At 50.8% G+C, this 26,815-nt stretch carries 21 protein-coding genes; 11 read left to right on the top strand and 10 right to left on the bottom strand.

Annotation, left to right across the window (positions count from 1 at the left end; all coding sequences use genetic code 11):
- Window positions 1-38 precede the first annotated feature (38 nt).
- Window positions 39-917, top strand: coding sequence for a tyrosine-type recombinase/integrase (locus Q4E40_RS04350; RefSeq protein ID WP_303410289.1), 879 nt, complete (start codon window positions 39-41; stop codon window positions 915-917).
- 24 nt (window positions 918-941) lie between these two features.
- The gene (hpf, locus tag Q4E40_RS04345) at window positions 942-1,241 is read left to right on the top strand and encodes a ribosome hibernation-promoting factor, HPF/YfiA family (protein ID WP_188501498.1); all 300 of its coding nucleotides are present in this window, start codon (window positions 942-944) and stop codon (window positions 1,239-1,241) included.
- 96 nt (window positions 1,242-1,337) lie between these two features.
- Here the strand turns inward: hpf and metK are convergent, their stop codons facing one another.
- Window positions 1,338-2,642, bottom strand: a complete 1,305-nt coding sequence (metK, locus tag Q4E40_RS04340) for a methionine adenosyltransferase (protein WP_303410287.1) — start codon at window positions 2,640-2,642, stop codon at window positions 1,338-1,340.
- Between the two features lie 309 nt (window positions 2,643-2,951).
- Between metK and Q4E40_RS04335 the strand changes: the two genes are divergently transcribed.
- Complete coding sequence (locus Q4E40_RS04335) at window positions 2,952-3,773, top strand: phosphatase PAP2 family protein (RefSeq protein WP_303410285.1); 822 nt, start codon at window positions 2,952-2,954, stop codon at window positions 3,771-3,773.
- Between the two features lie 204 nt (window positions 3,774-3,977).
- Here the strand turns inward: Q4E40_RS04335 and Q4E40_RS04330 are convergent, their stop codons facing one another.
- The 6 genes from Q4E40_RS04330 to Q4E40_RS04305 all read right to left on the bottom strand — a co-directional run bounded on the left by Q4E40_RS04330 (window position 3,978) and on the right by Q4E40_RS04305 (window position 13,999).
- Window positions 3,978-6,380, bottom strand: a complete 2,403-nt coding sequence (locus tag Q4E40_RS04330; protein WP_303410284.1) for a prolyl oligopeptidase family serine peptidase — start codon at window positions 6,378-6,380, stop codon at window positions 3,978-3,980.
- Between the two features lie 103 nt (window positions 6,381-6,483).
- Complete coding sequence (locus tag Q4E40_RS04325) at window positions 6,484-8,154, bottom strand: amidase (protein WP_303410283.1); 1,671 nt, start codon at window positions 8,152-8,154, stop codon at window positions 6,484-6,486.
- Window positions 8,155-8,295: 141 nt separating this feature from the next.
- Window positions 8,296-9,771 carry a RagB/SusD family nutrient uptake outer membrane protein gene (locus tag Q4E40_RS04320; protein ID WP_303410282.1) on the bottom strand — a complete coding sequence of 492 codons (1,476 nt, stop codon included), beginning with the start codon at window positions 9,769-9,771 and terminating at the stop codon, window positions 8,296-8,298.
- Window positions 9,772-9,788: 17 nt separating this feature from the next.
- On the bottom strand, window positions 9,789-12,950 hold the full coding sequence (locus tag Q4E40_RS04315; RefSeq protein ID WP_303410280.1) for a SusC/RagA family TonB-linked outer membrane protein: 3,162 nt from the start codon (window positions 12,948-12,950) through the stop codon (window positions 9,789-9,791).
- Between the two features lie 329 nt (window positions 12,951-13,279).
- On the bottom strand, window positions 13,280-13,666 hold the full coding sequence (locus Q4E40_RS04310) for a TM2 domain-containing protein (RefSeq protein WP_303410279.1): 387 nt from the start codon (window positions 13,664-13,666) through the stop codon (window positions 13,280-13,282).
- Between the two features lie 3 nt (window positions 13,667-13,669).
- Window positions 13,670-13,999 (bottom strand): DUF2752 domain-containing protein, encoded by a 330-nt coding sequence (locus Q4E40_RS04305; RefSeq protein ID WP_303410278.1) that lies wholly within the window; start codon window positions 13,997-13,999, stop codon window positions 13,670-13,672.
- Between the two features lie 113 nt (window positions 14,000-14,112).
- Here Q4E40_RS04305 and Q4E40_RS04300 point away from each other — a divergent pair, with 113 nt between their 5' ends.
- The 5 genes from Q4E40_RS04300 to Q4E40_RS04280 all read left to right on the top strand — a co-directional run bounded on the left by Q4E40_RS04300 (window position 14,113) and on the right by Q4E40_RS04280 (window position 17,096).
- A complete protein-coding gene (locus Q4E40_RS04300) occupies window positions 14,113-14,328 on the top strand; it encodes a YgaP family membrane protein (RefSeq protein ID WP_303410277.1) in 216 nt (71 codons plus the stop codon).
- 54 nt (window positions 14,329-14,382) lie between these two features.
- Window positions 14,383-14,916, top strand: a complete 534-nt coding sequence (locus Q4E40_RS04295) for a dihydrofolate reductase family protein (protein WP_303410276.1) — start codon at window positions 14,383-14,385, stop codon at window positions 14,914-14,916.
- Between the two features lie 227 nt (window positions 14,917-15,143).
- Window positions 15,144-16,598 carry a PQQ-dependent sugar dehydrogenase gene (locus Q4E40_RS04290; protein WP_303410275.1) on the top strand — a complete coding sequence of 485 codons (1,455 nt, stop codon included), beginning with the start codon at window positions 15,144-15,146 and terminating at the stop codon, window positions 16,596-16,598.
- Window positions 16,599-16,605: 7 nt separating this feature from the next.
- Window positions 16,606-16,959 (top strand): c-type cytochrome, encoded by a 354-nt coding sequence (locus Q4E40_RS04285; protein ID WP_303410273.1) that lies wholly within the window; start codon window positions 16,606-16,608, stop codon window positions 16,957-16,959.
- The gene (locus tag Q4E40_RS04280) at window positions 16,956-17,096 is read left to right on the top strand and encodes a hypothetical protein (RefSeq protein WP_303410272.1); all 141 of its coding nucleotides are present in this window, start codon (window positions 16,956-16,958) and stop codon (window positions 17,094-17,096) included. Before Q4E40_RS04285 ends, Q4E40_RS04280 begins: the two co-directional genes overlap by 4 nt.
- A 60-nt stretch (window positions 17,097-17,156) precedes the next feature.
- On the opposite strand, the gene Q4E40_RS04275 is transcribed toward Q4E40_RS04280, so the two are convergent.
- On the bottom strand, window positions 17,157-18,422 hold the full coding sequence (locus tag Q4E40_RS04275) for a DEAD/DEAH box helicase (protein WP_303410270.1): 1,266 nt from the start codon (window positions 18,420-18,422) through the stop codon (window positions 17,157-17,159).
- 1,209 nt (window positions 18,423-19,631) lie between these two features.
- A complete protein-coding gene (locus tag Q4E40_RS04270) occupies window positions 19,632-22,292 on the bottom strand; it encodes a lamin tail domain-containing protein (protein ID WP_303410268.1) in 2,661 nt (886 codons plus the stop codon).
- A gap of 520 nt (window positions 22,293-22,812) precedes the next feature.
- Between Q4E40_RS04270 and Q4E40_RS04265 the strand changes: the two genes are divergently transcribed.
- The 3 genes from Q4E40_RS04265 to Q4E40_RS04255 all read left to right on the top strand — a co-directional run bounded on the left by Q4E40_RS04265 (window position 22,813) and on the right by Q4E40_RS04255 (window position 25,645).
- Window positions 22,813-23,802 carry an aspartate-semialdehyde dehydrogenase gene (locus Q4E40_RS04265; RefSeq protein WP_303410266.1) on the top strand — a complete coding sequence of 330 codons (990 nt, stop codon included), beginning with the start codon at window positions 22,813-22,815 and terminating at the stop codon, window positions 23,800-23,802.
- Between the two features lie 466 nt (window positions 23,803-24,268).
- The gene (locus tag Q4E40_RS04260) at window positions 24,269-25,075 is read left to right on the top strand and encodes a DUF5677 domain-containing protein (RefSeq protein ID WP_303410265.1); all 807 of its coding nucleotides are present in this window, start codon (window positions 24,269-24,271) and stop codon (window positions 25,073-25,075) included.
- Between the two features lie 54 nt (window positions 25,076-25,129).
- Window positions 25,130-25,645, top strand: coding sequence for a GNAT family N-acetyltransferase (locus Q4E40_RS04255; RefSeq protein WP_303410264.1), 516 nt, complete (start codon window positions 25,130-25,132; stop codon window positions 25,643-25,645).
- Window positions 25,646-25,672: 27 nt separating this feature from the next.
- On the opposite strand, the gene Q4E40_RS04250 is transcribed toward Q4E40_RS04255, so the two are convergent.
- Window positions 25,673-26,815, bottom strand: a complete 1,143-nt coding sequence (locus Q4E40_RS04250; RefSeq protein ID WP_303410263.1) for an FAD-dependent monooxygenase — start codon at window positions 26,813-26,815, stop codon at window positions 25,673-25,675.

Below are 26,815 nucleotides of genomic sequence, written 5' to 3'. Positions count from 1 at the left end.
GTATAAATGGCAGGCACCCCTGTCTTTTACATCAAGGTATGGAATTATTTTTTAAGTATCTCGAATACGAGAAGCGGTATAGCCCGCATACGCTTACCTCTTACCACACCGATCTGGGCCAGTTCGCGCAGTACCTGCAGGACACCTATCAGATCACCGATCCCGTCGAGGCAGACCATACCATCATCCGGTCGTGGATCCTGACCCTTGTGCACAAAAACCTGGAGGCCCGCTCTGTTAACCGCAAGATCGCCTGCCTCCGCTCCTACTATAAATTCCTGTTGGGCCAGCAGCGCATCAGCGCCAACCCCATGCTGCGCATCAAGGCACCCAAAGTGTCGAAGAAGCTGCCTGCCTTTGTGCCGGAAGAGCCTTTTAATAGCTTTCTGGATACCTTTACCTTCGAAGATAACTTTGAGGGACAGCGCGACCGCCTGATCCTGGAGTTCCTGTATGGCACCGGTATGCGACTGGCCGAACTCATCGGTATAGCGCACGAAGACGTGGACCTGCATGCCAAAACCGTGCGGGTGCTGGGCAAGGGAAACAAGGTGCGCATCATCCCCCTGAACGATACGCTCGTCCAATCTATCAAGCATTATCAGGAGCACAAGAAAAGCCTGTTTGGCAATAACAATTCGGAAAGGCTGCTCGTTACTAATAAAGAACGACCTCTCTATCCGAAGTTCGTTTACCGTGTCGCTAAAAAGTACATCAGCTTGGTTACCACTTCTGAACATAACAGCCCACATGTGCTGCGACACTCCTTCGCTACTCACCTGCTGAACAACGGCGCTGATCTCAATGCTATCAAAGACCTCCTGGGGCACGCCAGCCTGGCTGCCACACAGGTATACACGCACAATTCAATAGAGAAGCTGAAATCGATTTTCGAGAAGGCTCATCCAAAAGCATAAGTTTAACCATAAAATGTTACGATTATGAAGCTACAGATGCATTCAATCCACTTCGAGGCTGACAGACAGCTGACCGATTTCATCCAGCAGAAAGTAGACAAACTGGAAACATTCTACGACCGCGTGGTAGAGGGCGAGGTGTTTCTTAAACATAACAACAACGACGGAACAGATAACAAGACTGTAGAGATAAAGCTATACGTGCCAGGCTCCACCCTATTCTCCAAAGAAGACGCAGCCTCTTTCGAAGCCGCCGCCGACGCGGCAGTAGAGGCCATGCGCCGTCAGCTCAAACGATTCAAGCAAAAGCAAATGGCGCACTAAGCCCGTTTGAACATTGCCATACCTGACTCAGGTATAAAACAAAAGGCCTGCTGATTGCTCAGCAGGCCTTTTTTATGGCGCAAGGTATAAAGCCGGTTACAAGCCGAACTCTGCCTTGATCTTGTCTACGTAGTCGAGTTTCTCCCAGGTGAAGGTCTCGAACTCTTTTACTTCTTTGGTGCCGTTTACAGAAACTTCTACCTGCTTCTTGCCCGGCGTTCTGCCCATGTGGCCGTAAGCCGCTGTTTCAGAGAAGATCGGGTTCTGCAGTCCGAAGCGTTGCACGATCGCGTACGGGCGCATGTCGAACAGCTTGTTTACCTTCTCGGCAATCTCACCGTCACTCATCAGGTTGCCGTTTGCATCCTTTACTTTGGTAGAGCCATAGGTGGTTACATACAGGCCAACCGGCTTGGCCACACCAATAGCATAAGCCACCTGTACCAGTACCTGATCGGCTACGCCGGCAGCCACCAGGTTCTTGGCGATATGACGCGTGGCATACGCTGCGGAGCGGTCTACCTTAGAGGAGTCCTTACCCGAGAAGGCGCCACCACCATGGGCACCCTTGCCACCGTACGTATCTACGATGATCTTGCGGCCGGTCAGACCAGTATCGCCGTGCGGGCCACCGATCACGAATTTGCCTGTTGGGTTGATGTGGTAGGTAATCTTGTTATTGAACAGCTTCTGGATGCGCTCCGACAATAGCTTGAGCACGCGTGGGATCAGGATGCTGTCCACATCAGCTTTGATCCTGGCCACCATCTGCTTCTCTGCCGCTAGCTTCGCGTCATTGCTGTCGTTTTCCGGTAACACAAACTCATCGTGCTGGGTCGAGATCACGATCGTATCGATCTCCTCCGGTACGTGGTTATCGCTGTAGCGGATGGTCACCTGCGACTTGGCATCCGGACGCAGGTAGGTCATCTCCTTGCCTTCCTTGCGGATGGCGGAGAGCTCTTCCAGCAGCAGGTGCGAAATGCTCAGCGCCAAGGGCATGTAGTTGTCTGTTTCGTTGGTGGCATAGCCAAACATCATCCCCTGGTCGCCAGCGCCCTGGTCCTCAGGATTGGTACGCTCCACACCCTGGTTGATGTCCGGGGACTGTTCATGTATAGCCGATATCACACCACAGGCGTCGGCATCGAACATATATTCTGATTTGGTATAGCCTATACGCTTTATCACGTCGCGGGCGATCTTCTGCACATCGACGTATGCTTCCGTCTTCACTTCGCCGCTCAGCACAACGAGCCCTGTCGTAACTAGCGTTTCACAAGCCACTTTAGACTGTGGGTCCTGCTTTAAAAATGCATCTAAGAGGGCATCAGAAATCTGATCCGCTACTTTATCCGGGTGTCCTTCTGAAACAGACTCGGAGGTGAACAAATATGGCATCTCGATGATGGGTTTAGGTACAAAGTATAAACCGACTGCCGGAAACGACAGCGATTGCAAAGCTACGGCAATTCCGCCACAATAAAAACGATCATTTACACAAGATATACTTGCATTTAGAATCTATTTGCTCCACCAACCTTTATACCTTCAGAATTGTATATAACAGATAAAAGCAAGTCGATCAGTTACAAAGCCTATTGCTAGACAAAAGTTGTTACGAAGCACCATAACTAAACAAAAGCTATACAAAACCTTTTATATATAGGCCCGTTTCAATCATTAAAATTGCACATTTAAGACGCAACAATGAAAAAATATATTCTGATGATATGGTGCCTGGCCATGACAGCACAAGTCAGCCTGGCCCAAAACGACTCCCCTTATAGAACCAGATTTACAGTAGACGCCCCGATTACGGCGGCAGGTATGGGCCTCAGTTACTATGGCCTCACCCGCATGCAGGACAAGGATGGGCTTACCGAAGAGCAGATTGCCAACCTGGACAAAAACCAGGTCAACAGTTTCGACCGTTTTTCTGCTGGTTGGGACTCCGATCAGGCTAAAAAAATAAGCGACATCCCGTTCTATGGTTCTTTTGCGCTTCCTCTTGTGCTGGTGGCATTTGACGATGATGTGCGCAGCAACGCAGGTCAGGTATTTGGAATGTATGTGCAGACCATGGCCATTACAGGCGCCTTGTTCACTTTGTCGAGTGGTTTTAATCCGCGAACGAGGCCCTTGGTGTATAGTCCCGATGTAGAGATAGGAGATAAAATGCGTGCCAATGCCCGCAACTCTTTTTATGCCGGTCACACCACAGCGGCAGCCGCGGCTTCTTTTTTCTTTGCCAAAGTGTTTCACGACTTTAACCCCGACTCGCCTGCCCGTACCTACGTGTGGTTAGGAGCTGCTGCTGTACCTGCTACCGTAGGCTACCTGCGCCTGCGGGCCGGCAAGCACTTCCTGAGTGATAACCTGCTGGGCTATGCGGTAGGTTCTGCCGTCGGTATTTTGGTGCCACAACTACACAAAAAGTCTAATAACAGCGGTTTGTCGCTAAGCCCAACCATCATCCCTACCTTTAACGGTACCGCCTCGCAGGGGGCTAACCTGAGCTATACCTTCTAAACCTGGGTATAAGGGGCGCTCTATCCATTTAGCGCCTTCCGGTCAAATTCCTGCCTATTGTTGGGAAGCGTAGGACGTAGGCTTGGTAAGTCGCATAAGTTGATTTGCTATTTCTGGCGAAGTGTTACTTCTCCTCATGGATAACATAAAAAGAGCGCCCGGCAATTGATGCCGGGCGCTCTTTTGATTGACTCTATGTGCGGCCTACTTTTTGAGATTCTCCTCAAAGAGTTTGTAGATGCGTTTGTACTCGTCGGTCCAGCTGGCCGGCTCCGTAAAGCCGTGGTCCTCTACCGGGTACACGGCCAGTTCCCAGTTGTCTTTGCCTAACTCGATCAGGCGCTGGGTCAGGCGCACCACATCCTGGAAGTGCACGTTGGTGTCCACCATACCGTGGCAGATCAGGAGTGCTCCCTTTAGCCCCTCGGCATAATAAATGGGCGAGCTCTTGGCATAGGCCAGGCTATCGAGTTGCGGCACGTTCAGGATGTTGGAGGTATAGCCGTGGTTGTAGTGGGCCCAGTCTGTTACAGATCGCAGGGCAGCGCCGGCGGCAAACACATCCGGCTCTGTGAACATGGCCATCAGCGTGATGAAGCCGCCGTAAGAACCACCGTAGAGTCCGATGCGCTTTGGATCCACGTTATACTTGTCTACCAGCAGCTTGGCACCATCCACGTGGTCGCTTAGGTCTTTGCCGCCCATAAACTGGTAGATGCCGGTACGTACGTCGCGGCCGTAACCAGCGCTTCCACGGTAATCGATGTCCAGCACGGTATAGCCGTTGTCAGCCAGGAAGTTGTGGAACATATACTCTCTGAAATAAGAGCTCCACCATTTGTGGGCATTCTGCAGGTAGCCTGCACCGTGTACGAAGATCACCGCCGGGCCATTCGCCACCGCCTTCGCAGGACGGTATAGACGGGCGTATACGTCTTCACCATCACTTGCTTTAAAGCTAATCACCTCCGGTTCGCGCCAGTTGTAAGACTTGAACTCGTCAGTTAGTGATTGGGTTACCTGGCGCGGCTTCGCTCCTTTTTTGTTATCCTGCACAAAAAGCTCCCAAGGTTTATTGCTGTAAGAGTAGCGAATGGCCAGTTTCTTCTCGTCAGGTGACAGGGTTACCTCGTGTGCACCAGTGCCGGAAGTCAACTGGGTCAATTCCCCGCCATTGATTGGCATTTTGTAGAAATGCTTCTCACCTGGATGTACCATATTTGCTGTGAAATACCAGCTCTTTTTATCTTTGGAGATCTGAGGACCCGAAACCTCGAACTTGCCAGTTGTAAGTGCCTTCTTGCTGCCATTGTTCAGGTTCACGGCATAGAGGTGCGAGTAACCGCTTTCCTCTGACTGGAACCATACCTGCTCGTTGTCTGGCATGAACCCGATGTCACCAGTGCCGTAGCCTATACCTGGCCCATTAATCCAGGCTTCGTCGCGCTGGCGGTCAAGTGTGCTCAGTTTACCGGTAGCCGGGTCGAGCTTCAATATCCAACGGTCTTTGTTATCGGCTGCGCGGGCTACCATCACGGCATGCTTGCCATTGTCTGACCATACGGGGCCAAATAGGGTCACGGCACGTGCTTCTGTTTTGACAGGTTTTGTGGCAGGTTCTTTAGCAGTGCTTGCCTTCGTGTCGCGGTCGCGGAGGTAAGCCGGCTGGTCGTTTATACCTTCAATGCCCCCTACCTGCAGCGCATAGGTTGTGTCACGGTTGATGTCGTACAAAAATGACTCGAACGTTGCCTGCGCATCGCCTACCTTGGTGCGCGTGTTGATGTCCTCGGTATACCCTGTTGAAGTTACAAAATCAGGCACGATGGCCACTTTGGCACTTTTTGGGCGCGTAGCAATTCGGTAGCTGATGTAGCGCTCATCCGGACTGAGCACGATGTTATCCACTGACTTGTCGCCGATGTAAATCTCCTTGGGCCTTTTCGGGTTGTCGGCTTTCTGTTGTTTTTGGGCTGCCGCCTTGTCTGCTTCGCGCTCGCGCACGATCTGCAGGAGCGCCAGTTGCTGCTCTTTCAGCCAATCGCGCTGTGGGTTTTTGCCCTCTTCTGCTGGTTTATTTCCCTTTTTAAAATCAGTTAACTGTGCTAACTGGCCATTGGCGATCGTCCACAGGTATAGGTTACCATCATTCACGAAGGCAACCTTCTTCTCGTCATGGCTAAACGAAGGGCTATTCTCACGCTCTACCGTATTGGTAATTTGCTGCGTTTTGCCACTCTTGACATCGAGCAGGTAGAGGTCACCGTTTTTCTCGTATACTTTCTGTGTCTTGGCTCTGTTGTAGCGAGCGTTCCAGCTACCTGGCAAGGCACGACGTTCCTGCGCGCTCACCTTTTGCAGGTTACCACCGTTCGCTGTTACGCTGTAAAGTGAGTCGCTGCGATTGGCATCCGGATTCCAGTTGAAGTAGATCTTCTTGCCGTCCTCTGACCAGAATACGTTGCTCGGAGCGGTGCCGATCCAGGTCGGGTCGCGCATGATCTTCTCCACACTCAGCTTGCTGCTGTTTTCCTGCGCCTGTACGGTGGCACCGCCAGCCAGCACGAGCCAGGACATCAGGAGAAGGGCTTTCTTCTTAAGAAGCATAATAGTTGTTTAGATTAGTTTGTTGTTTGAGATAAAAATAAGCTATAAAATCCAAACTTTCCAAACGCAGGCGTTCCACCTCTTTGCGCCTGGGGACTATACCTTACTTAGTGCTGCTTAGCGCCATAGGCGGATGCTGCTCGTCATGGTTCGAAAGATCCTGGTATAGCTTGGCCAAAGCCAGCACTTTTGCCTCCCCATAGAGTTGCCCCATGAAGGTGATTGTAGTCGGCATACCATTTTTCTGGAAGCCATTCGGCAGTACCACACACGGGTGACCGCTCAGGTTCGTCATCACCAGGTTACTGCCTGCGAAGGATGGGCTCAGGTATACGTCTATACCTTTCAGCTTCTCATGCATTTGCTGGATGATCAGGGAGCGTACCCGCTGCGCCTGTAGGTACTCTACGGCGGTGACAAAACGACCTGCCCGGAATATATTCGGCCAAGCATTCTTATGCTGCTGTACCATCAGGCTATCGCGGCCGCTTCGAGTCAGTTCGTCAAAAGCGGCGGCTCCCTCTACCGAGATGGTCATGGTCAGGTCGCGTGCCGGTAGGTTCGGCAACTCAATCGGCACCAGTTCTATACCTGCTTTTCGAAGCGCCTCCAGGGTGGCCTTATCGTTTTGCTTGAAAGGGTAATCACGGTCAAAGTCTTTGTGCAGATAACCAACGCGCAGCTTTCTTGCCTCTATATTCTTGTTGTAATTAAACGGTGCATCTACAACGGTCAGGTCTTTTCCGTCCGGTCCATAGATGGCATTGAACACGATGGCGCAGTCTTCGGCGGAACGCGCAATGGGTCCGATCTTATCCATCGACCAGCTCAGCGCCATGGCTCCATGCCTGCTCACCCGACCAAAAGTAGGCCGCAGCCCTGTTGTGCCGCAGGCTGTGGAAGGAGACACAATAGAGCCCAGCGTTTCAGTTCCAATGGCAAAGGGTAGTAGACCTGCAGCTACGGCAGCGGCTGATCCGGCCGAGGAGCCACTGGAGCCTTTGCTCGTATCCCAAGGTGAGCGGGTTTTGCCGCCATACCATACATCGCCCATTGCTAATTCTCCCAGCGTCAGCTTGGCAACTAAAACTGCTCCCGCCTGCTCCAGTCGCTGTACAACAGTGGCATCGAGGTCAATCTGCTGATCTTTGTAGGGTACGGAGCCCCAAGTAGTTTTATATCGCTTAGTGGCCAGCAGGTCTTTCACGCCATAAGGTATACCGTGCAGCATCCCTTTGTATTTCCCTGCTTTTATTTCCTGGTCCGCACGACGTGCCTGCTCCAGGGCTAGCTCTTCGGTTAGACTGGTCACACATTGCAAAGTAGGCCCATGCTGCTTCAACCTGCCCAGGAAGAACTTGGTTAGTTCCTCGGAGCTAATCTGTTTTGTGCGTACCAGCTCGGCCAGTTGTGGTACAGAATAAAAAGCGAGCTCTTCTTTGTTGGCAGGTAGCTTTATACCTTTCCTGCGCTCCACCTCAAACTTCTCCCGCTTATGCTCAAACTCAAACCCGACAGGTATAGGATTGAACTGCAAGGCAGGTGCGACATCATTGGTCAAGGGCTGCGTCCTGATGCGTTGATAGCCTTCTCTAAATTCAGCCACACTGGCCGTGGTAGAGTCCAGCTGCGCATCTGTAAAATTCAACTCGATCATTTGCTGGGCACTCCGAAGCACCTCCACTGTGATCTTGTCATCCGCCAGCTTCATCACAAAAGCACCTGACAGGAAGCATGCTGCACCCAGTGCGGTATAGGTATAAGATTTTTTCATAGAAACATTCAGCTGTATTTGAGAGCTATAAGTTAATAATTCTGATTCACTTATAGCTTTTGCTATTGCAATATTAGTTATAAAAAAACCGCCCCCTGCAGAGCAAGGGGCGGTTTATAAATTCTAAGAATTCAGAATCTGTTATGGGTTCTGATCACCAGCGGACAGCGCTTTGTTGTTGTTAAGCTCATCCTGAGGTATTCTGAACAGGATCTGTGGATCCGTGATAGAACGCTCCTTTACAAGGATAAGGGCCTCAACGTGCTCGCCGTTAGGTGCAGTTCCAGTAACTCTCTTAACTGGTCTGTTCAAACGCTTCAGATCCAGGATAGAGAAACCTTCACCCCAAAGCTCGATTCTTCTTTGGATCAGAATCTCTTCGATTAGAGCTGCTCCAGATAGAACAGGGGCCACATACAATGGATCTCTTGCTTTTACTAGCGCCTCTAGTACTGTTACTGCTTCTGATGTTCTACCGAGTCTGGCAAGTGCCTCAGCCTCGATCAGGAACATTTCAGAAGCTCTCATCAGCACGTAGTCAGCTGCCCATGAACCAGCGCCTGGCAGACGGAACTTCAGCGAAGTGTAGTTGTAGTAAGTACCTTTGTTGTCAACAGAAGGAGCCTGTACGATTTCTCTACGAACGTCAGTAACTGACATTTTCTCGTAGAGCTCTCTCGTGATCAGCTTCGTGCTACCCAGACCTGCATAACCACCGGCAGTGTTTGCCATGTGCGAGAAGAAAGAAGCGTAGATTGTTGACTGGTCGTTCGGAATCTGAAGACCCCACATCCACTCGCCGTTAGAAGCACCGAAACCAGCTTTGTAAGTAGCTGCGTTCATCAGCGTATAACCCTGACGAGCTTCGTTCGCTTTAGTGGCAGCTCTTTCCCAGTTTTCCATCTGCAAGGCTACACGAGCCTGAAGACCTTTAACTGTCTTTTGGTTGATGTGAGAAACGTGGTCTTTTGTCTTACCTGCCAACAGGGCTTCAGCAGCATCCAGGTCAGCAAGGATCTGGTTGTACACTTCCTGTACAGTACCACGGCCTTTACCTTCTGTAGTTGGCTCTGTATAAACAGGCACACCTGGGGCATTTTCGTTGCCTTTGTAAGTATGCTGGAACAGGTTCACCAGATAAAAGTAAGAGTGTGCTCTCAGGAACAGAGCATTGCCTTTGAGATAATCTCTACGCTCCTGCGTACCAACTGCTTCATCCACGTTTGCGATAATAAGGTTCGCGTTGTTGATAGTTCTGTAGTAGTATCTCCAGGTAGCACCAGAGCGCGAAGTTTGGGTAGCCGTGCCATAAGCAGAGTGGTTATACTCTGCTACGAACCAACCGTAACCACGTACTGGAGTGATCACGTCATTGCCCATCATGTCCATCGTCAGGTCGTAAGACTTCTGACCGAAGTGTCCGTGGCTGCCATCCATTGATGCCCACATAGAGCGGTAGATACCGTTCAATGCTACTGTGGCACCCTCTGTTGTGCCAAATACCATTTCATTTGGTACCGCAGATGCTGGAGTAGTATCCAGATACTCCTTTTCGCAGCCCGTTAGCACTAGAACTGCCAGTGCCAGCGGAGCTAGTTTTTTAACTATATTCTTCATACTAATAATATTCCTAATTAAAAGTTAGCGTTTAGACCAAACGTGAAAGTACGCATCACTGGGTAAGTGAAGTCTGATGTACCAGTGAAGCTACGCTGAGGGTCCATACCTTCGTTCTTCGTGAAGATCTTGGCATTGTCAACAGATACAAATGCACGCATGTTGTTTACACCTACTCTTGAAGTCAACGTGTTTGGCAGTGTATAGCCAAAGTTGATATTCTTGATGTTCAGGTAAGATGCGTCGAACAGCCATCTTGTAGAAGCACCATCCTGCGTAGCCAAACCTTGCTGCAGTCTAGGTACATCCGTATTGGTGTTCTCTGGAGTCCAACGGTTCAACATATCTTTGCTGAAGTGTGTACCATAAGTACCTCTGTGCATCAAGCTACCATAGTTACTGTCGTAGAACTTGCCACCCACCTGGAATGTCATCAGGAAAGACAGGTCAAAACCTTTGTAACGGAATGAGTTAGTGAAACCACCGATTAGATCAGGGATAGCAGAACCTTGATAAGCATAAGTAGCGTTGTTGATAGCATTCGTTACCGTATCCTGGCCGATGATCTGGTAAGCTGGGTTATTTGGCTTATACAGCGTGTGGTCAGTGCGGTACAATGCATCACCATTTGATGGATCTACACCGTAGTATTCACGCAACCAGAAAGCATAGATGTCTTTACCTTCAGCAAGACGCTTCGTGCCACTGATGATTGGGTCACCGTCAGGCATCTTTGTGATCTTGTTCTTGTAGCTAGTCAGGTTCACATCCATTCTCCAGTCAAAATCGTTAGTAGAAACTGCATTGTAACCCAACTGCAATTCCCAACCATTGTTAGACATAGTACCGATGTTTTCCCACTTCTCCAAACCACCAGTTGAGTAAGGTAATGGAATTGCGAACAAGAGGTTGCTAGAGATACGCTGGAAATACTCCACTGTACCTTCTAATTTGTTGAAGAATCTGAAGTCCGCACCGATATTGAAGTTTGCGTTAGACTCCCACACCAGTTCTGTGGCAGGAAGAGAAGTAACGATAGCACCAGGAGCGTTTACGTTGTTCCAACCCAGTGAATACAGACCTTGCCATCTATAGTAATCGTTATCTTCCGTACCTGTGTTTTCGTTACCCTGCTCACCGTAGCTACCTCTCAGCTTCAACTCATCAACCCAATCCGCAGATAGGAAGTCTTCCTCTGAAATTCTCCAGCCTGCACCGATAGAGTAGAAGTTACCCCAACGAGAGTCTTTATGGAAGCGAGAAGTACCGTCTCTTCTGAAGCTGGCAGATGCCATGTATTTGTCAGAAAGGCTATAGTTCAACTGGGAGAAGTATGATTCGATCTTATGATTAGCATAAGTTGAGTTACCGCCAGTTATGGTAGCAGCAGAAGCAAGTTCAGTTGTTCCAGGGAATGCGAAGCCAGTCCTCGTAGCTGTTACACTTCTAGTTTCATAATCATAGTTCTCGTGACCAGCCAATGCACGCAGGCTATGGTCACCAAACTGCTTGTTCCAGGTCAACACTTGGTTGAACGTGTAGGAAGTAGTTCTTCTATCAGACTTAGTAGATCGGCCAGCTACGTTCGCTGCATCGCCAAATTGTGAGTTCTGGTAAGCAGTTCCGAAACCATTGTAGTAGTTACCACCAAAAGTCGTTTTGAACGTAAAATCTTCCAGGAATTTTACTTCTGCAAAAGTATTCACAGTTGCTTCACTTCTTCTTGTTGAATTTTCATCAAGTGCAAGTGTACCCAGCAGGTTAGAGTTTGGCGCATAAGGTCTTGCACCCATCTGGTTTGCATTACCCCAGTCAAGTGCATTACCACCACGAATAGGATCCGTTACGAAATTACCTTCGCCATCACGCTGCCATACCGGATAGATTGGGCCCATGTAGCGAGAGTAGTAGAATGGGTTAGATGTAGCAGTACCAGTAGCGTAGTTACCTTGGTTCTCAGACATGTTACCTGAAATGTTGATACCTGACTTCAACCAATCAGTTACTTGCGTATTGATGCTGGCTCGTGCGTTTACACGGTCATAGCCAGAGAATTTAGCGATACCATCCTCTTTGATATAACCAACAGACAGGTAGTAATCGCTCTTCTCAGCACCGCCAGACACGTTCATGTTCACGTCCGTACGGTTAGACTGCTGGAATAATACATCAGACCAAGAGTCGCTGTAAAGCAAGCGAGCATTTGGGTTCAGACGGCCAGTTGCCGGATCGATCACCTGGGCACCTGACACGTTGAATGGGTTGTAAACAAGACCGTTACCACCTGCAATGTTATCAGAAGCAAATTGGTTAGCAGCTGTGAGATCTTGGCCAGGTTTAGGCGCGCCTCCAAGCTTTGCGTTACGCATCGCTTCCCACATCAATTCATAGTACTCCTGCTCATTAACACGGTCGTACTCTTTGATAGCACGGTCAGAAACACCTCTTCTCAGGTTAACCGCAATGCTAGGCTTGCCAGTCTTACCTCTCTTAGTTGTGATCATGATCACACCGTTCGCAGCACGAGCACCGTAAAGGGCAGCAGCTGCAGCATCTTTCAATACCGTTACAGACGCGATGTCATCAGTTGAAATAGACTGAAGTGTACCATCGAAAGGAACACCGTCTACTACATAAAGTGGCTCGTTGCTAGAGTTGATGGAACCAATACCACGGATACGCACAGATGCGTTAGAACCAGGAGTACCACCACCGTTGGTAGTTTGGATACCTGGTACAAGGCCTTCAAGAACGCGTGTAACAGATGTTACCTGCTGTCTCTCGATCGCTTTTGTAGTAATAGTAGACTCAGCACCAGTAAAGGCTGTTTTTGCCACAGTACCGTAAGGAACCTGGATTACAACCTCTGACAGCTGCTTGCTATCCATTTCCAATGCCACGTTAATAGAAGTATTTGCGCCAATCGCTACCTCTTGTGCCACGTATCCGATGTAACGGAACACCAATGTGTTCGCATTTTCTGGTACGTTTACGCTGAATGATCCGTCTGCATTCGTTGCTGTACCAGTAGTGGTACCTTTCACAACTACAGATACCCCAGGAAGAGGTACTCCGTCCCCTGCCCCCGTAACTTTACCTGTTATTGTCCTGCTTTGTGCCGCTACCTGGCCCAAAAGCGCAAACAAGAACAAGAAGTTAAGTAGTAATACTTTCTTCATAAACTACACTTGTTTTGTTAGGTTGTTGATAAATAGATTAGGTAATAGAATAGTTTTATCTCCAAATATAGGCATTAAAAACATTTAACAAAACCTTAACAAAGATTCTGCGTAATATTTTTTTCGGCCCTTTAATATCCCTCTGACAGCGTTTAAAGGCACAAAATGGCCTTTGCAACGCACTGAAGGCCACATCATTCGATAAAACATATATTTTATTGGAGGATATTCAAGACATACCGCTACCTGCTACTGCATTTATCCAGAAGAATTTTTCTTACCCGGTACACGAGGTGTTATGGCAGAGAGGACGGCATCTGTAACAAAGGCTAAACACCGTAGTCCCCGGAGCCGCCGTAAGCACCTGACTGGGCCATAACGATGGCATGGGCCTGCTGTGCTTCCTTGATGTTGTACTCAAATGCCAGTCGCTTATAGTTGATCACATCGAGGATGGTGCCAATAAAACACAGGCCGCCCGTGAAGAGGTAAAGCAGCCCCATGCCTACATGCCCCAACACAAAGCGGTGCACTCCGGCCACCCCAAAAAAGCCTATGGCGGCCGTGATCAGCACAAGCAATGGCTCCCGTCGCCGCGCTCTGTAAACAGACGTGAACTGCTGCGCCTCGTAATCCGACATGGAGTTCAGCAAACCTTGTACATAAGCCATCTCATCGGGCTCGAGTTCGGGCATTAAATTAAATACATTAGCCATAGTTTATAGTTTAGAGTGATGCAGGTATAATTTGCGGGACTGTGCTAACAGTCCCGTCACACGCCAGCTTAGCAGCAACAACGCGGGCACCCCCAGCAGGTGGGCCTGCCAGGAAAGCGCTAGTTCTCCCCTGAGCAGGTAGGCAATGCTATGCCCAAGGCCGCAACCCGGACAACCGCCCTGCCATACCCAACTCACCGGGCATAAACTGAACAGATGGTCCCCTGCCGGTTCCAGACCGGCCAGCAGCAACACGCCCAGTATCCAGGCAGCGGCCTCCGGTATAGTGTTACGGGCTACATAAAGGGCGCTATTTCTGCTTTCTGCTCGCATTGCCCCTATAAGGTATACTTAATATCATGATTGTCCAAATTATAACAACATCAATTTAGAACACCTTCCCGCAGGCGTCTCGTATGACAGTAAAAGGTATAAAAGATAACGATATGGAATGTAACGTAGGATTGACTGAGCAAAAGATTCGTGTGTTGGCAGGTCTTGCCATGATTGGGGTCGGAGCATATTATAATATGAAGGCCCTATCCGCCATCGGGGTTATACCTATTGTGACAGGTATGCTGCGCTATTGCCCCGTGAACCAGGCACTCGACTACAATGGCTGCGCAGGGGAGCAGCACCGGGTAAAAAGCGCTGTACTCTAATTATAGTACCTCACTTGCTATACCTGAGCGCCGGCTTTACGTACCTATAGCGCTATGAGAAAGATCATCCTATACATTGCGGCCAGCACCGATGGGTATATAGCCCGACCTGACGGAAACATAGACTGGCTCCACGACAAGAAATACAACATCCCGGACGAGGACTTCGGCTATACTGCTTTCCTGCAGACCATCGACACGACCCTGATGGGCCATACCACCTACAAGCAGGTGCTGGGCTTCGACATGCCTTTCCCCTACCCTGACCTCAAGAACTACGTATTCAGCCACTCAGAGCAACAGGACACCGAGCATGTGTCTTTTGTGAAGGACAATGTGGTGGACTTCATCGAAAAGCTAAAAGAGCAACCTGGCAAAGACATTTGGCTCATGGGAGGCGGGCAGCTGAATGCTACGGTACTCAACGCAGGCCTATTGGATGAAATCGTACTAACCTATATCCCGATTGTGCTGGGCAAAGGCATTCCGCTTTTCTCGGAGGAGGCGCAGGAACACAAACTGAAGCTGATCCCAACTGAAAACAAACTGTACCGCAATGGCTTCCTGCAAGTCAGGTATAGTTGCTAATAAGACAGGAAGGGCCTTGCAAGAAAGCAAGGCCCTTCCTGTTTCAGATACCTTTTGCCAAATACCTGCGGGGGCCTTCCGGATAACATGGTTTAACAAGGAATAGGCTGGTTCAATTAAGAAGGTCAACCTGAACTCATGTTAAAGGCCTCATGCTCATAACTTTAAAAAATACAACTCGTTAATCGGTATAAGTTATTTATGTGATAATTTATAACCGCATAGTTATGAAAAACCAGTACTTCTTGTCCCTGCTGATTCTGATTGGGCTAAGCAGCTGCTACCGAACCCTCTCATCTGAGGGCGGTGGTCAGGGAGATATCAGAACGGACTCCAGACCGGTAAATGGGGCCGACATCGAATTACCGTCCGGGTACACAGTCGAGGCGGTTGCGACGGGCCTCACATTTCCTACCGGCCTGACGTTTGACGAACAGGGCCGGGCCTATGTGATTGAAGCGGGTTATGCTTATGGTGAGGTTTTCCTGGAGCCAAAACTCCTGCGCCTGGACCAGGGAGGCGGTCTGACACAGGTAGCTGCGGGCCAGAAAAACGGCCCCTGGACGGGAGTCGTCTTTCACAACGGCAACTTCTATGTTTCGGAGGGCGGCCAGATGGAGGGAGGTAAGATCCTGCGCATCACGCCTGATGGTGCGCTGAGTACCATCGCCGAGGGTATGCCCTCTCTGGGTGACCACCATACGGATGCCCTGGCAGTGGGCTCCGACGGCTTCATCTATTTCGGGCAAGGAACTGCGACAAACTCCGCTGTAGTGGGAACCGACAATGCCGACTTCGGATGGCTGAAACGGTTCCCGGACTACCATGATGTGCCCTGCGACGATATCACGCTAACAGGTCAGAACTTCACCACCGATAGCCCCCTGCCTGACAACCCGGGCAAGAAGTCCACGGGCGCCTACTCTCCTTATGGCACGCCTACCACCATCGGCCAGGTCATCAAAGGACGCGTGCCCTGCTCAGGCGCCGTCATGCGGGTGCCCCTGGAAGGCGGTAAGCCAGAACTCGTTGCCTGGGGCTTTCGCAACCCCTTCGGCATCGCCTTCGCCCCTGATGGCAAGCTGTACGTGACCGATAACAGTTACGATGAAAGAGGCAGCCGGCCCGTTTGGGGAACCGGCGATTACCTCTGGCAGGTACAGTCCGGCACCTGGTACGGCTGGCCTGATTATTCGGGCGGACTGGCCTTTGATGGCGAAAAATTTGGCAAACCCGGCGGAGTCGCCCCCAAACCACTGCTCGCCAGGCATCCCAACAAACCGCCCCGGCCAACCGCCACACTGGGTGTGCATTCCTCTTCTAACGGCATGGACTTTTCCAGAGGAGACAGCTTTGGATACCAGGGCCAGGCTTTTATTGCCCAGTTTGGCGACATGGCACCGAATGCCGGGAAAGTACTGGACCCGGTCGGTTTTAAAGTCGTGCGGGTTGATGTGAGCAACGGCATCATCACAGACTTTGCCGTGAACAAAGGCAAGGAGAACGGGCCGGCCTCCAAGCTGAAGCACGGAGGTCTTGAGAGGCCCATGGCTGTTAAGTTCTCACCGGACGGGCAGAGTCTGTACATCGTGGATTTCGGTGTGATGCAGATGACCGAGCAGGGACCTGCCCCGCAGCAAAAGACAGGTGTCGTGTGGAAAGTAAGCAGAAACAATAACTAAGCCGGCCATGAGACTACGCTATACCTTGCTGCTATTCGGTCTGCTGTTCACCGTGGCCTGCGGCACGGCAAAACGGGGTGAGCCCACGTATGCACCCATCCCTACCTCTGAGCCTGCCATAGCCCAAGGGGAGGTTGTTTTCAACACCTACTGCCAGCCATGCCACCCGGGAGGGGAAACCGGTTTGGGACCTGCCATCAACGATAAGCCTGCTCCAGGCTTTGTCATCCGGTTCCAGATCAGAAACGGGCTGGGTGCGATGCCTGCTTTCAAGAAGGAGGTCATCTCTCCTGAGAAGCTGGATGATCTGCTGGCCTACATCAAAGCACAGCGCAAAGCCAAAAAAGTGAAAGCATCTTGAAGCATATCGTTCTCACCCTGCTGCTGTTCCTTTCGCTGCACTGCTTCGCCAAAGCAGCAGGATGGGCTGTTCAAAACGATTCAGTAACTTCAAGAAAGGTCGGCGTGCTGCCACTCGACTACTACTGCCAATTATAAGCAAAGGCCTGCACAGACAGAACGTCCATGCAGGCCTTTGCTTATATCAGCTATACCTGTCTATTTCTTTTTCTTGGCCTTTGCTTTGGCTTTTTTGGCTTTGCCGGCCTTCACTTTCGACTCTGTTTCCTCTGCTTCTTTCATCAGGGCTTTCCAGTCGAATTTAGCCTCCGGGCTGAAGTCAATGGTGGCTTCGCGGTCCTCCGGGTCGAGCTGCAGCACCTTGATGTCTTTGGTGAGGTAGGTTTGGATTTCGTCCAGGATCGGCTTCTCTTCAGAGCTGCAGAACGACACAGCTATACCTTTGGCGGTGCCACGGCCGGTACGGCCCACGCGGTGCACATAGTTCTCGGGCTGATCGGGCAGGTCATAGTTCACCACGTAATCCACGTTGGGGATGTCTATACCTCGGGCACTCACATCGGTCGCAATCAACAGCTTCACGTCGCCTTTTTTGAAGCGCTTCATCACGTCGGTGCGGTCCTTCTGCTCTTTGCCGCCGTGGATGCTCAACGCTTCTATACCTACGCGCTCCATGGCCGCCACCACACGCTCAGCGCGCACCTGCGTGCGCACAAAGGCCAGTATCTTCTTATCCGGATTCTCCTTTACGACACGCTCCAGAAAAAAGCGCTTCTCGTCCATCTCCACATACATTACGGAGTGGTCCACGTTTTTGGACACGGGGTCTTTGGGCGAGATCTGGATGCGCACGGGCTTGTTTACGAGCGAATAGGCCAGCTCCTTTATCTTCTCGTTGATGGTCGCTGAGAAGAACAACGTCTGGCGCTTGCGGGGCAATTTGGTGATCAGCTGACGAATGTCGTGGATGAAACCCAGGTCGAGCATATGGTCAGCCTCGTCGAGCACCAGCACCTCTACACGCTCCAGGCGGATGTATCCCTGGCTCACGAGGTCGAACAGGCGGCCGGGTGTCGCCACCAGTATGTCTATACCTGCCTCCAGTTTGGCGATCTGCGGCCCCTGCTCCACGCCACCGAACACGCAGAATGTCTTCACGCGGGTAAAGCGACCTAATTCTTCGAACACCTCCGTAATTTGTACTGCCAGTTCGCGGGTAGGCACCATTACCACGCACTTTATACCATCGGAGCGACGGCGGTTGATCGCGTACTGCAGCCTGTCGAGTATAGGTATAGCGAAGGCTGCCGTTTTGCCCGTACCTGTCTGGGCAATGGCCAGCACGTCCTCCCCTTTCATAATGGGCGGTATGGCTTTGAACTGGATATCGGTCGGTTTGCGGAAACCAAGCTTGTCCAGGCTTTTCTTGATCTCGTCGGATATGCGGTAATCTTCGAACTTCATGGTGTTGCGTTACTGGTTAGCTACTGACCATTACGCAGGGCCGCAGCGAAATGCAAAGGTATAGCTTCTTTTTCTGATTTTCGTTAGGTATGGCCTTCCCCTCTTCCCCCATCTGCTGTCACGACCTTAACTCCCCATTCATACTACAATAGAGTTCCCGCACAACTTGGGTATAGTCGCCCCGGAAAGCATACCTGCGGAGAATGACCAGCCCGCCGGGTTGCAGCTCTTTTATGTCAAAGGCATTGGGCCCGCTATCTGGCGCGCCTTAAAATGCCGCTGCCTGACAAATTGGGACAGGTTACTGCTCAGTTGGCAATCCACAGCAGAATTAAGCCTATATTCTAAAAAATGTAGCAAGCAGCTGTGGATAAGTGCGAGTTATCAACAAAGTTGCTAACATAATTAGTCGTCTTCCAAAGAAGTTAGTTTATGGAGGTTTTATATGACTTTAAGAGGGGCTAGATTAAGGGTTATACCTGTTAATGGATTGAGATGGATTAATTGTTAAATTGTTGAGTTGTTAGGTGCACGATTAGCCCACCTTGCCCCTCCTTTTGTCGAAGGGCACTCCCCCAGCGGGCATTTCTGTGGAAGATGCAGTCAGGTGTTTCAGTGTGGGGCTTGAACAGGTATACCTACATACGCTTTGGGCAGGTCGCGACTCATACTCTTTCGGACATCTGTGTCCGAAAGTAATGCTGCCGGGGACATCCTTGTCCCCTATACCTGAGAACAAGAGGGACATACGGGGATGTGGACATCACCAACAGATCGCTTTCGGACATGAATGTCCGAAAGAGCATTTGGAAAAGCGGTGAGAGTCGGCCTGATAGCGCACACTCGCGGGACGCGAGCGAGGGCGAAGGCAGAATAGTGCACGATTCGCTCAGGTGGCGACCTGTCACTACAGACGATCACATTTTCTGAAAGACTTTTATATCAGGCTCTTTGGGACTTATCAATCCCGAAGCAAAGAGAGGGACCCTATTCCCACACACGGGGATTTTCTAATCCCCGTGTGTAAGTTTCATTTGCAGGTATACGGGGACAAGGATGTCCCCAGCAGCATTACTTCCGGACATGGGTGTCCGAAAGAGCATTTAGACTGGGAACGTTTGGATTGGTTTATGCACAGAAACGTCGTTACGGTGTAACGTTGCTACATCATAGCTTTTTAACCTTCCCACTTCCCCATCTGCCAAGCTCCTAAAGTCTTCCACCTATTACCACCCGCTCTTTGTGCACGCTCTTTCGCCCGTCCAGGTCGAATAACTCGATATAGAACAGGTAGTAGCCAATAGCGGCTTTGGAGCCGTCCTGCCGGGTGCCGTCCCATCGGAAGAAGCCGTCAGTGGCCAGCAGTTCGTTGCGCACCAGTTTGCGCACTTCCCGGCCCTGCGCATCAAACACGGTGATGTTGGCGACAAGACCGCTCTGGTCAGCGTTGAAGTTGATGGTGGTAAAATCTTCGTAACCGTCCCCATCCGGAGAGAAAACCCTGGGCTCCACCGTGAACATACGCTGTGCCGCTATACCTCCCTGCGATTGCGAATTAAGGTATCCGGGCGTGGCTCCTATGGAGGTGGCCGCAGAGTGAAAGTTATCGAGAGCAGTGGGTCCCTCCAGCCGGATCCTCTCCAGCGAAATACCATTGCGGTCATCGATCAGGCTGAAGTGCATGCGTTCGCTGTAGTCGAAATGGTCAGCGATGCGGCCATCAGATTGTAATACCACCACCGAGCCAGCCGCATCGGGGTAAGAAGGCAGCGAGGTCATCCGCAGGAAGGTCTCTTCGCGAGCTGCCGGGTAGTTGCTTTTGATGTTCTCCGGATTGGTCGTGAGCACCACGTATTGGCCGGGCTCCAGTACATAAGGGGCTGTCGTGATCTCCCGCCGGCTGGCGATGCTGTCGTTGCTGATGTTGGCCAGTTGCCAGTTCTGTAGGCTGATGTATTTGTCGCTGCGGTTGACCAGTTCCACAAAATCCACGCCGCCAGGCCTGGGGTTAAAGAGCACTTCGTTGATGACCACATCGCCGGGCTCTGGTGAAGACGGCAGGGCAAAGGTAGCAGTGAGCGGCTGCGGGCTCAGGTTGCCGGCGCAGTCGCGTATGCCGGTGGCGGTTAAGGTATAGCGTTGGTGCTCCTGCAGCGGACTATTCAGGTATAGCACCACCTCTTCAAACAGCGGCGAGACAACCTGCGCTGCAGCTATACCTATACCTGCCGGACTCAAGGTATAGCGGCTCACTTCCGCGACCTGCGCGCTATCAAGGCGTTCGTTGAAGCGCAGCAACAGTCGGTCAGGCGCCAGAGCAGTGACATGTAATAGTGCTGGAGGCGTGTTATCAGGTATAGAAGCGGCTACGGAGTTGGGCTGGGCCGGCGTGCCGCCACGCGGGTCGTTGGAGGCGATCCAGTTTTCGGCGTCGGCACAGGGGTTTGTCACATCGATCATCTCCAGGCTCCAGCCGCCGTTGCGCTTGTTGCTGTCGCGGTACCAGGCGTCGCTGTAATTCACGGCATAGATCAAACGGCCATTGGGCTGGCGCAGCTGCAGGAGCTCTCCGGTATTGTTGAGGCTCGGAAAATTGCTGATCCCGATTACGCGGCCGTACTCCGTAAAATTGGCCACTTGGGTGTTGGGCACGACCACGGCATACTCGCCCGGCTGCAACAAAACGTTGGGCAACACTGTGGTAGAGGTAGCATCAGAGTAGCGTATACCCTGCAGGGTGAGCACTTTGTCGGTCGGGTTGTGTAGCTCGATGTACTCTACTGCCGGCAAGCCGATAGCCGGTGTTTCGCGGGCCATGATCTCGGTAATGAGCAACTCATTATACCCGGGCAGCACAGGCGGCAGCGCATACTGGAAAGTCAGCTCTACAGCTCCTTTTAGGGCATTGCCATATAGGTCGGCTATACCTGCTACTGTAATCGTATTTCCCCCGTTTCGCAGCGATTGGGCAAAAGTAAGCAGCACTGTGCCTCCTGCTGTGAGTTCAGCAGAAGTCGGCTTGATGTTGCCGTTCAAGGTATAGTTCGCGGGATTCAGGGCTTGCTCCCGGGCCAGCGGCTCGTTAAAGCGCAGCTCCAGCGTTTGCGGGCTCAGCGGCTGTGCACTTTCCAGCACCGGCGGATTAGTGTCGGTTATCCGGAAGTCATCAAAATGAAATCGCTGACTGTTGGCCGAGCTATACCTGACCAGCACCCCAAAATAGGCAGAGCGCTTGTGCGTGGCATCTGTTACCGTACCCTGGCTCCTGTAGCTTTGTCCTGTACCCGTCACATCGATCTCTAACCGCCAGGTATAGTCGGGGCTTCGCGTTACCCGCACCCGCACGATGTTGTTGGAAGTCGCCACCGTTTTGTCTTCGCCGTTAATGATTATCACAGCTGGTTTACCAGCGTCTTTTCGGAAGAGACTCACCTCGTCGGCCGTGTTGCCAATGCGTACAAAATAGCCGTTCACATCAGCGGCTTTGAGTTCTTCTTTGTCAGAGATCAGAAAGATATCAGCGTAGTTACTAGAGGAAGTAGCTAGGCGCAGATTAGCCCAGAACTCCCAAACCGTGCCCACCGTCGCCTGCGAGGGCGTGGCCAGGTATAGCATGGTGCCCGTTACGGCAGGGCCGTTGCTTTGCAGTTGGCTCTGGGAATTTACCACAAAGCCGTTCACATCACCTGTCCAGATGGGGTTTTGGGTGAAGTTGCCATCTGAGAAGTCGTCCTGAAGTTGGGCGGCAGCCAGGTATGGGAGAAAGAGCAGAACTCCTGCAATTAGTATTTTGCGAGCAGAAACCGCTTCAATGGCATGCCAAAAGAGACAATGGACAAGTTTCCAAAATGCATAAACCCACTTTGTCATCCTGAAAGGATCCTGGTAACCAGTGCGACAAAAAGTGCTGTTGCTAATGACCCGGCCTCTGGTTAACCCTTCACCCAAAATAGTAAATATGTGCTCTGTAATTACAAATGCCTGGCGTAAAGTTTGTTTCATGCGCAGATGTTTCGGTGAAAACTTACGAACTTCGCAGCCGCAAAAGGGGAAAGGCGGGTCACGAACCCACATAAAAAATAAGAACCTCACAAGTATCCGAGGATGTTGTGAGGAAAGTGAACCGGCCGCTTTTGTAAAATTTAGAACTTTTACGCGAGCTAAGAGAGTTAGTTAGAGGAAGTTGAGGCGTTAGAGAATTTTGGAGTTGAAGGTTTTTTAAGAGTCCCAGGTTAGAGAGGGCGCGTAGGAACAGGTCACGACCTATCCGAATCGTACAGAAAAATCCTCGCCGGAGGCAGGGCCCCTTGATAAAAAGAGTGGCAGGTCAATCATGCACCCAACAATTCACCCATCAACAATTACACAATTAAATAATATACCCTAAACAATGAAAGTAGCAGTAGTAGGCGCCACCGGATTGGTGGGCGGCGAGATTTTGAAAGTACTGGCGGAGCGCGACTTCCCGGTAACGGAACTGTTGTTGGTTGCTTCTGAGAGATCTGTTGGTAAACAGATGGCGTTTAAGGGTAAACAGATAAAGGTGATCGGGATGCAGGACGCGATTGCGGCCGCCCCACACATCGCCATTTTCTCAGCAGGTGGCAGCACCTCTACCGAGTGGGCTCCGAAGTTTGCCGAAGCGGGCATTGTAGTCGTAGACAACTCCTCGGCCTGGCGCATGGACCCTACCAAGAAGCTAGTGGTGCCGGAGATTAACGCCAAAGAGCTGACCAAAGAAGACAAAATCATTGCCAACCCGAACTGCTCGACCATCCAGATGGTAGTGGCCCTGAACAAGCTGCACGAGGAGCTGAAGGCTACCCGCATTGTGGTAAGCACCTACCAGTCGGTAACGGGCACGGGCGTGAAGGCAGTGGAGCAACTCATGAACGAGCGTGAAGGCAAGGAAGGCGAGAAAGCTTACCCGTATACCATCGACCTGAACGTGTTGCCGCACATAGACGTGTTCACAGACAACGGCTACACTAAAGAGGAGATGAAGATGATCCTGGAGACCAAGAAGATCATGGGCGACGACTCCATCCGCGTGACGGCTACGGCAGTGCGTATACCTGTTATGGGCGGCCACTCCGAGTCAGTGAACGTGGAGTTTGAGAAGGACTTTACGCTGGACGAGGTATACCGCATCCTGAACGAAACTGAAGGCGTGAAGGTGGTAGACGATGTGAAGAATCTGCAATACCCGATGCCGAAAGATGCCCACGGCAAAGATGAAGTACTCGTAGGCCGCGTGCGCTTAGACGAAACGCAGCCGCGCACTTTAAACATGTGGATCGTGGCCGACAACCTGCGCAAAGGCGCTGCTACGAATGCGGTGCAGATTGCAGAGTATTTGGTGAAGCAGGGGTTGGTGTAGGTTTGCGTATCACGACATACCTATCGGATATCAAGTCACAGCATAAGTATAAATTGCTCTTCCGGATTTCCTAGTTCGGAAGGTAACTGACGGGGGCTAAAAAGTCCCCGTTTTTTATTTGTTAATAACGATTTAGGAAGGAGCGATTATTTTATATTCCTATATAGCTTATTATTAAAATTAGTAAATTAACCTCTTTAGGGGATTTAAGTATGTCTCACGATGAGTATTAATACATGGAAGATAATTGGTTATTGTCAATTATAGAAGAAGAGGCTACAAAAGCTAACATAGACTTAACAGAAGAGAAGTTATCAAATTTAATCCATAGGTAATAGACGATTCGCATTCAGACCTATATAAAGCGTTACAAGCAAAAAGGGCTGAACAGGTATCTTTTAGAAGGAAGGAGACAGCTGCATTCGAAGCACGGTTAAGTAGCCGCTGGAATTTAGCCTTCAATATTTTGGAAACCATTTTCTTGCTTTCTGAAGAAGCAGGAAAGATGTCATATCATGAAGATATACAAAAGGGCATCGACACTCCTCTGTTCGAAGTTTTACATAAGCTCCATGCGAGAGCTATTCAAATCTCAAAGGAGATACTAAATCTTTTAAAAGGTGGATTCTCCGATGGAGCAATGGCACGCTGGAGAACTTTGCATGAACTTACCGTCATCGGATATTTTATTAAGGATAATGGCACTGAAACAGCTCAAAGATTTTTAGACCACGAGTACGTTTCAAATTTTAAAGAAGCGCAGTGTTATGATGAGTATGGTGAAAAATTAGGTTTGACCAAGCTCAATGAAGAAGAACTCACATATTTGAGAAATCAAAAAGATGCCATGATACACAAATATGGAAAGGACTTCAAGGAGGACTATGGATGGGCTGCTCATATCATAAAAGGGAAACCAAATTTCTCAGAAATAGAAAAGAAAGTTAACCTAAATCACTTAAGACCATATTATAAGCTTGCCAATAACATGGTTCACTCTGGTGCTAAAAGTATAAAATTTAAGCTTGGGCTTATTGACAAAGAGTTAATGGATCAAGTTTTACTGACTGGCCCTACAAACTACGGGTTAGCATTACCAGGACAAAACACAGTCATAAGTTTACACCAAACGACGGTGAACCTTTTAACACACGCACCTACTTTTGATAGGTTGGTAAGCTTAAAGGTAATGGCTAAGTTCGTTGAGGAATGCAAGAACGCTTTCGTTCAGATAGAGAAGAGATTAGAAGAGGAGGATGAAGGTATTAATTAATGCAAAGCATAAGCTGAAAATCCACATTTGATTCCATCAATAGTAAAAAATTTTATGCCATTGCCCATCCAACCCATCCATACCCAAAGATTAGCCCTCATCCCCTTCACACTTCCGGTAGCCCAGGCACTCTACGCCTTCAACACAGGTATACTGGCCGAGATCGGCCTGCAGCCCACCCGCTTCTGGCCCGACCAGGAAAGCATGGACAGCTTACCCCGGATCATCAAAAGGCTGGAGCAGCTACCCGAGCCAACCGGCTTTGAATCGTGGATGATCGTGCTGAAACACAATGCCACTGTGATTGGCGATGCCGGATTTAAAGGCGGGCCGAATAAAGAAGGAACAGTAGACATCGGCTACTCTATCATCGAGCAGGAGCAACAGAAAGGGTACGGGCTAGAAACGGCCAGAGCACTAGTGGACTGGGCATTTTGGCACCCGGAAGTGAAAGCGGTGACAGCAAACTGCCTTCTGGAAAACGACGCCTCTATCCGGCTGCTGGAAAAACTGGGCATGCAGGAAACCGTGCGGGACGATGAAATGATCTACTGGAAGTTACTTCGTTAGAAGCCGCGGCATAAAACGCAGGCGGATTTAAAAATCAACCTTGTACAAATCCTCCATCTGCCGCTGCGTAATAAACCGGGGCATGGCCCGGAAGAGCGTGTTCCGCAACTTGCCCAGCAGCGGATTGCGCCAGTGGGCGACTTCCCCCAAGGTTCTGGACAGTTGGATGACTTTGGCAGTACGGGCCTTGCGGCGCTTTTCATATTTTTTTAGGGCATTGGATAGAACGGGTTCCTGCTGCAGGCACTGCGCCAGCACCACGGCATCTTCTATCGCCTGGCAGGCGCCCTGCCCCATGTTGGGCGTGGTGGCGTGGGCGGCATCCCCGAGCAGCACAACACGGCCATACACAAAATGCTTCAGCGGCTTCAGGTCGGCTATGTCGTTCCAGATGAGTTGATCCGGTGAGGTGGAGGCCAGCACGGCTTCTACAGGGGAATGCACCTTTTCGAAGTGGCGGGCCAGTTTTTCGGGCGTCATGCGGCGCATTTTCTCGTCGCGCTGTGGGGCGTTGATGCAGGCATACCAGTAGATTTTGTCGCCTTGCAGCGGCGCTATACCTACCCTGCCCTCGGGTGCCCAGGTTTCTGCCGATATCATCTTGTTGATGTCTACACCCGGATTCTCGACTACGGCCCGCCAGCAGGTATAGCCGGCGTAGCGTGGCACGCTGTCGGGCACCAGTTGCTGGCGCACTACCGAACTGATGCCATCGGCGGCGATGAGCAGATCGGCTGTGGTATGGCCGCCGTCGGCGAACATGATCTGCACCTGATCGCCGTGCTGCTGTATTTCTTCGCAACGCTTACCCAGCACCACGGTGTCGGGCTTGAGGTGACTGAGCAGCACTTCGTGCAGGTCGGCGCGGTGAATCACAAAATTGTTGATGCCATACCTGTTGCTCAGGGGGCGGGTATCCATGTTGCTGATCTCACGGCCGTGCTCATCGAAGATCACCAGCGCATCGAGCTGTTTCCCTCTCGCCACCACGTCGTCCATAACGCCCAGCCGCTGCAGCCCCTGCATGGCATTGGCAGCAAGCCCTACGCCTGCTCCCAGTCCCTTGAACCTGGAAGCCGCCTCATTAACGGTGACTTCTATACCTGCCTGCTGCAGTGCAAGCGCCGTGCACAGACCGCCGATTCCCCCTCCTACAATAATGGCTTTCAT

This window comes from Pontibacter coccineus, from assembly GCF_030546575.1.
GTDB lineage: Bacteria > Bacteroidota > Bacteroidia > Cytophagales > Hymenobacteraceae > Pontibacter > Pontibacter coccineus.
The sequence above is the reverse complement of the archived record's forward strand: the minus strand, read 5'-3'. Positions and strand labels throughout refer to the sequence as shown.

Excerpts from the sequence above, each read along its gene's own strand:
- Q4E40_RS04350 (WP_303410289.1), top strand. The coding sequence starts at position 39 with ATGGAATTATTTTTTAAGTATCTCGAATACGAGAAGCGGTATAGCCCG.
- hpf (WP_188501498.1), top strand. The coding sequence starts at position 942 with ATGAAGCTACAGATGCATTCAATCCACTTCGAGGCTGACAGACAGCTG.
- metK (WP_303410287.1), bottom strand. The coding sequence starts at position 2,642 with ATGCCATATTTGTTCACCTCCGAGTCTGTTTCAGAAGGACACCCGGAT.
- Q4E40_RS04335 (WP_303410285.1), top strand. The coding sequence starts at position 2,952 with ATGAAAAAATATATTCTGATGATATGGTGCCTGGCCATGACAGCACAA.
- Q4E40_RS04330 (WP_303410284.1), bottom strand. The coding sequence starts at position 6,380 with ATGCTTCTTAAGAAGAAAGCCCTTCTCCTGATGTCCTGGCTCGTGCTG.
- Q4E40_RS04325 (WP_303410283.1), bottom strand. The coding sequence starts at position 8,154 with ATGAAAAAATCTTATACCTATACCGCACTGGGTGCAGCATGCTTCCTG.
- Q4E40_RS04320 (WP_303410282.1), bottom strand. The coding sequence starts at position 9,771 with ATGAAGAATATAGTTAAAAAACTAGCTCCGCTGGCACTGGCAGTTCTA.
- Q4E40_RS04315 (WP_303410280.1), bottom strand. The coding sequence starts at position 12,950 with ATGAAGAAAGTATTACTACTTAACTTCTTGTTCTTGTTTGCGCTTTTG.
- Q4E40_RS04310 (WP_303410279.1), bottom strand. The coding sequence starts at position 13,666 with ATGGCTAATGTATTTAATTTAATGCCCGAACTCGAGCCCGATGAGATG.
- Q4E40_RS04305 (WP_303410278.1), bottom strand. The coding sequence starts at position 13,999 with ATGCGAGCAGAAAGCAGAAATAGCGCCCTTTATGTAGCCCGTAACACT.
- Q4E40_RS04300 (WP_303410277.1), top strand. The coding sequence starts at position 14,113 with ATGGAATGTAACGTAGGATTGACTGAGCAAAAGATTCGTGTGTTGGCA.
- Q4E40_RS04295 (WP_303410276.1), top strand. The coding sequence starts at position 14,383 with ATGAGAAAGATCATCCTATACATTGCGGCCAGCACCGATGGGTATATA.
- Q4E40_RS04290 (WP_303410275.1), top strand. The coding sequence starts at position 15,144 with ATGAAAAACCAGTACTTCTTGTCCCTGCTGATTCTGATTGGGCTAAGC.
- Q4E40_RS04285 (WP_303410273.1), top strand. The coding sequence starts at position 16,606 with ATGAGACTACGCTATACCTTGCTGCTATTCGGTCTGCTGTTCACCGTG.
- Q4E40_RS04275 (WP_303410270.1), bottom strand. The coding sequence starts at position 18,422 with ATGAAGTTCGAAGATTACCGCATATCCGACGAGATCAAGAAAAGCCTG.
- Q4E40_RS04270 (WP_303410268.1), bottom strand. The coding sequence starts at position 22,292 with ATGACAAAGTGGGTTTATGCATTTTGGAAACTTGTCCATTGTCTCTTT.
- Q4E40_RS04265 (WP_303410266.1), top strand. The coding sequence starts at position 22,813 with ATGAAAGTAGCAGTAGTAGGCGCCACCGGATTGGTGGGCGGCGAGATT.
- Q4E40_RS04255 (WP_303410264.1), top strand. The coding sequence starts at position 25,130 with ATGCCATTGCCCATCCAACCCATCCATACCCAAAGATTAGCCCTCATC.
- Q4E40_RS04250 (WP_303410263.1), bottom strand. The coding sequence starts at position 26,815 with ATGAAAGCCATTATTGTAGGAGGGGGAATCGGCGGTCTGTGCACGGCG.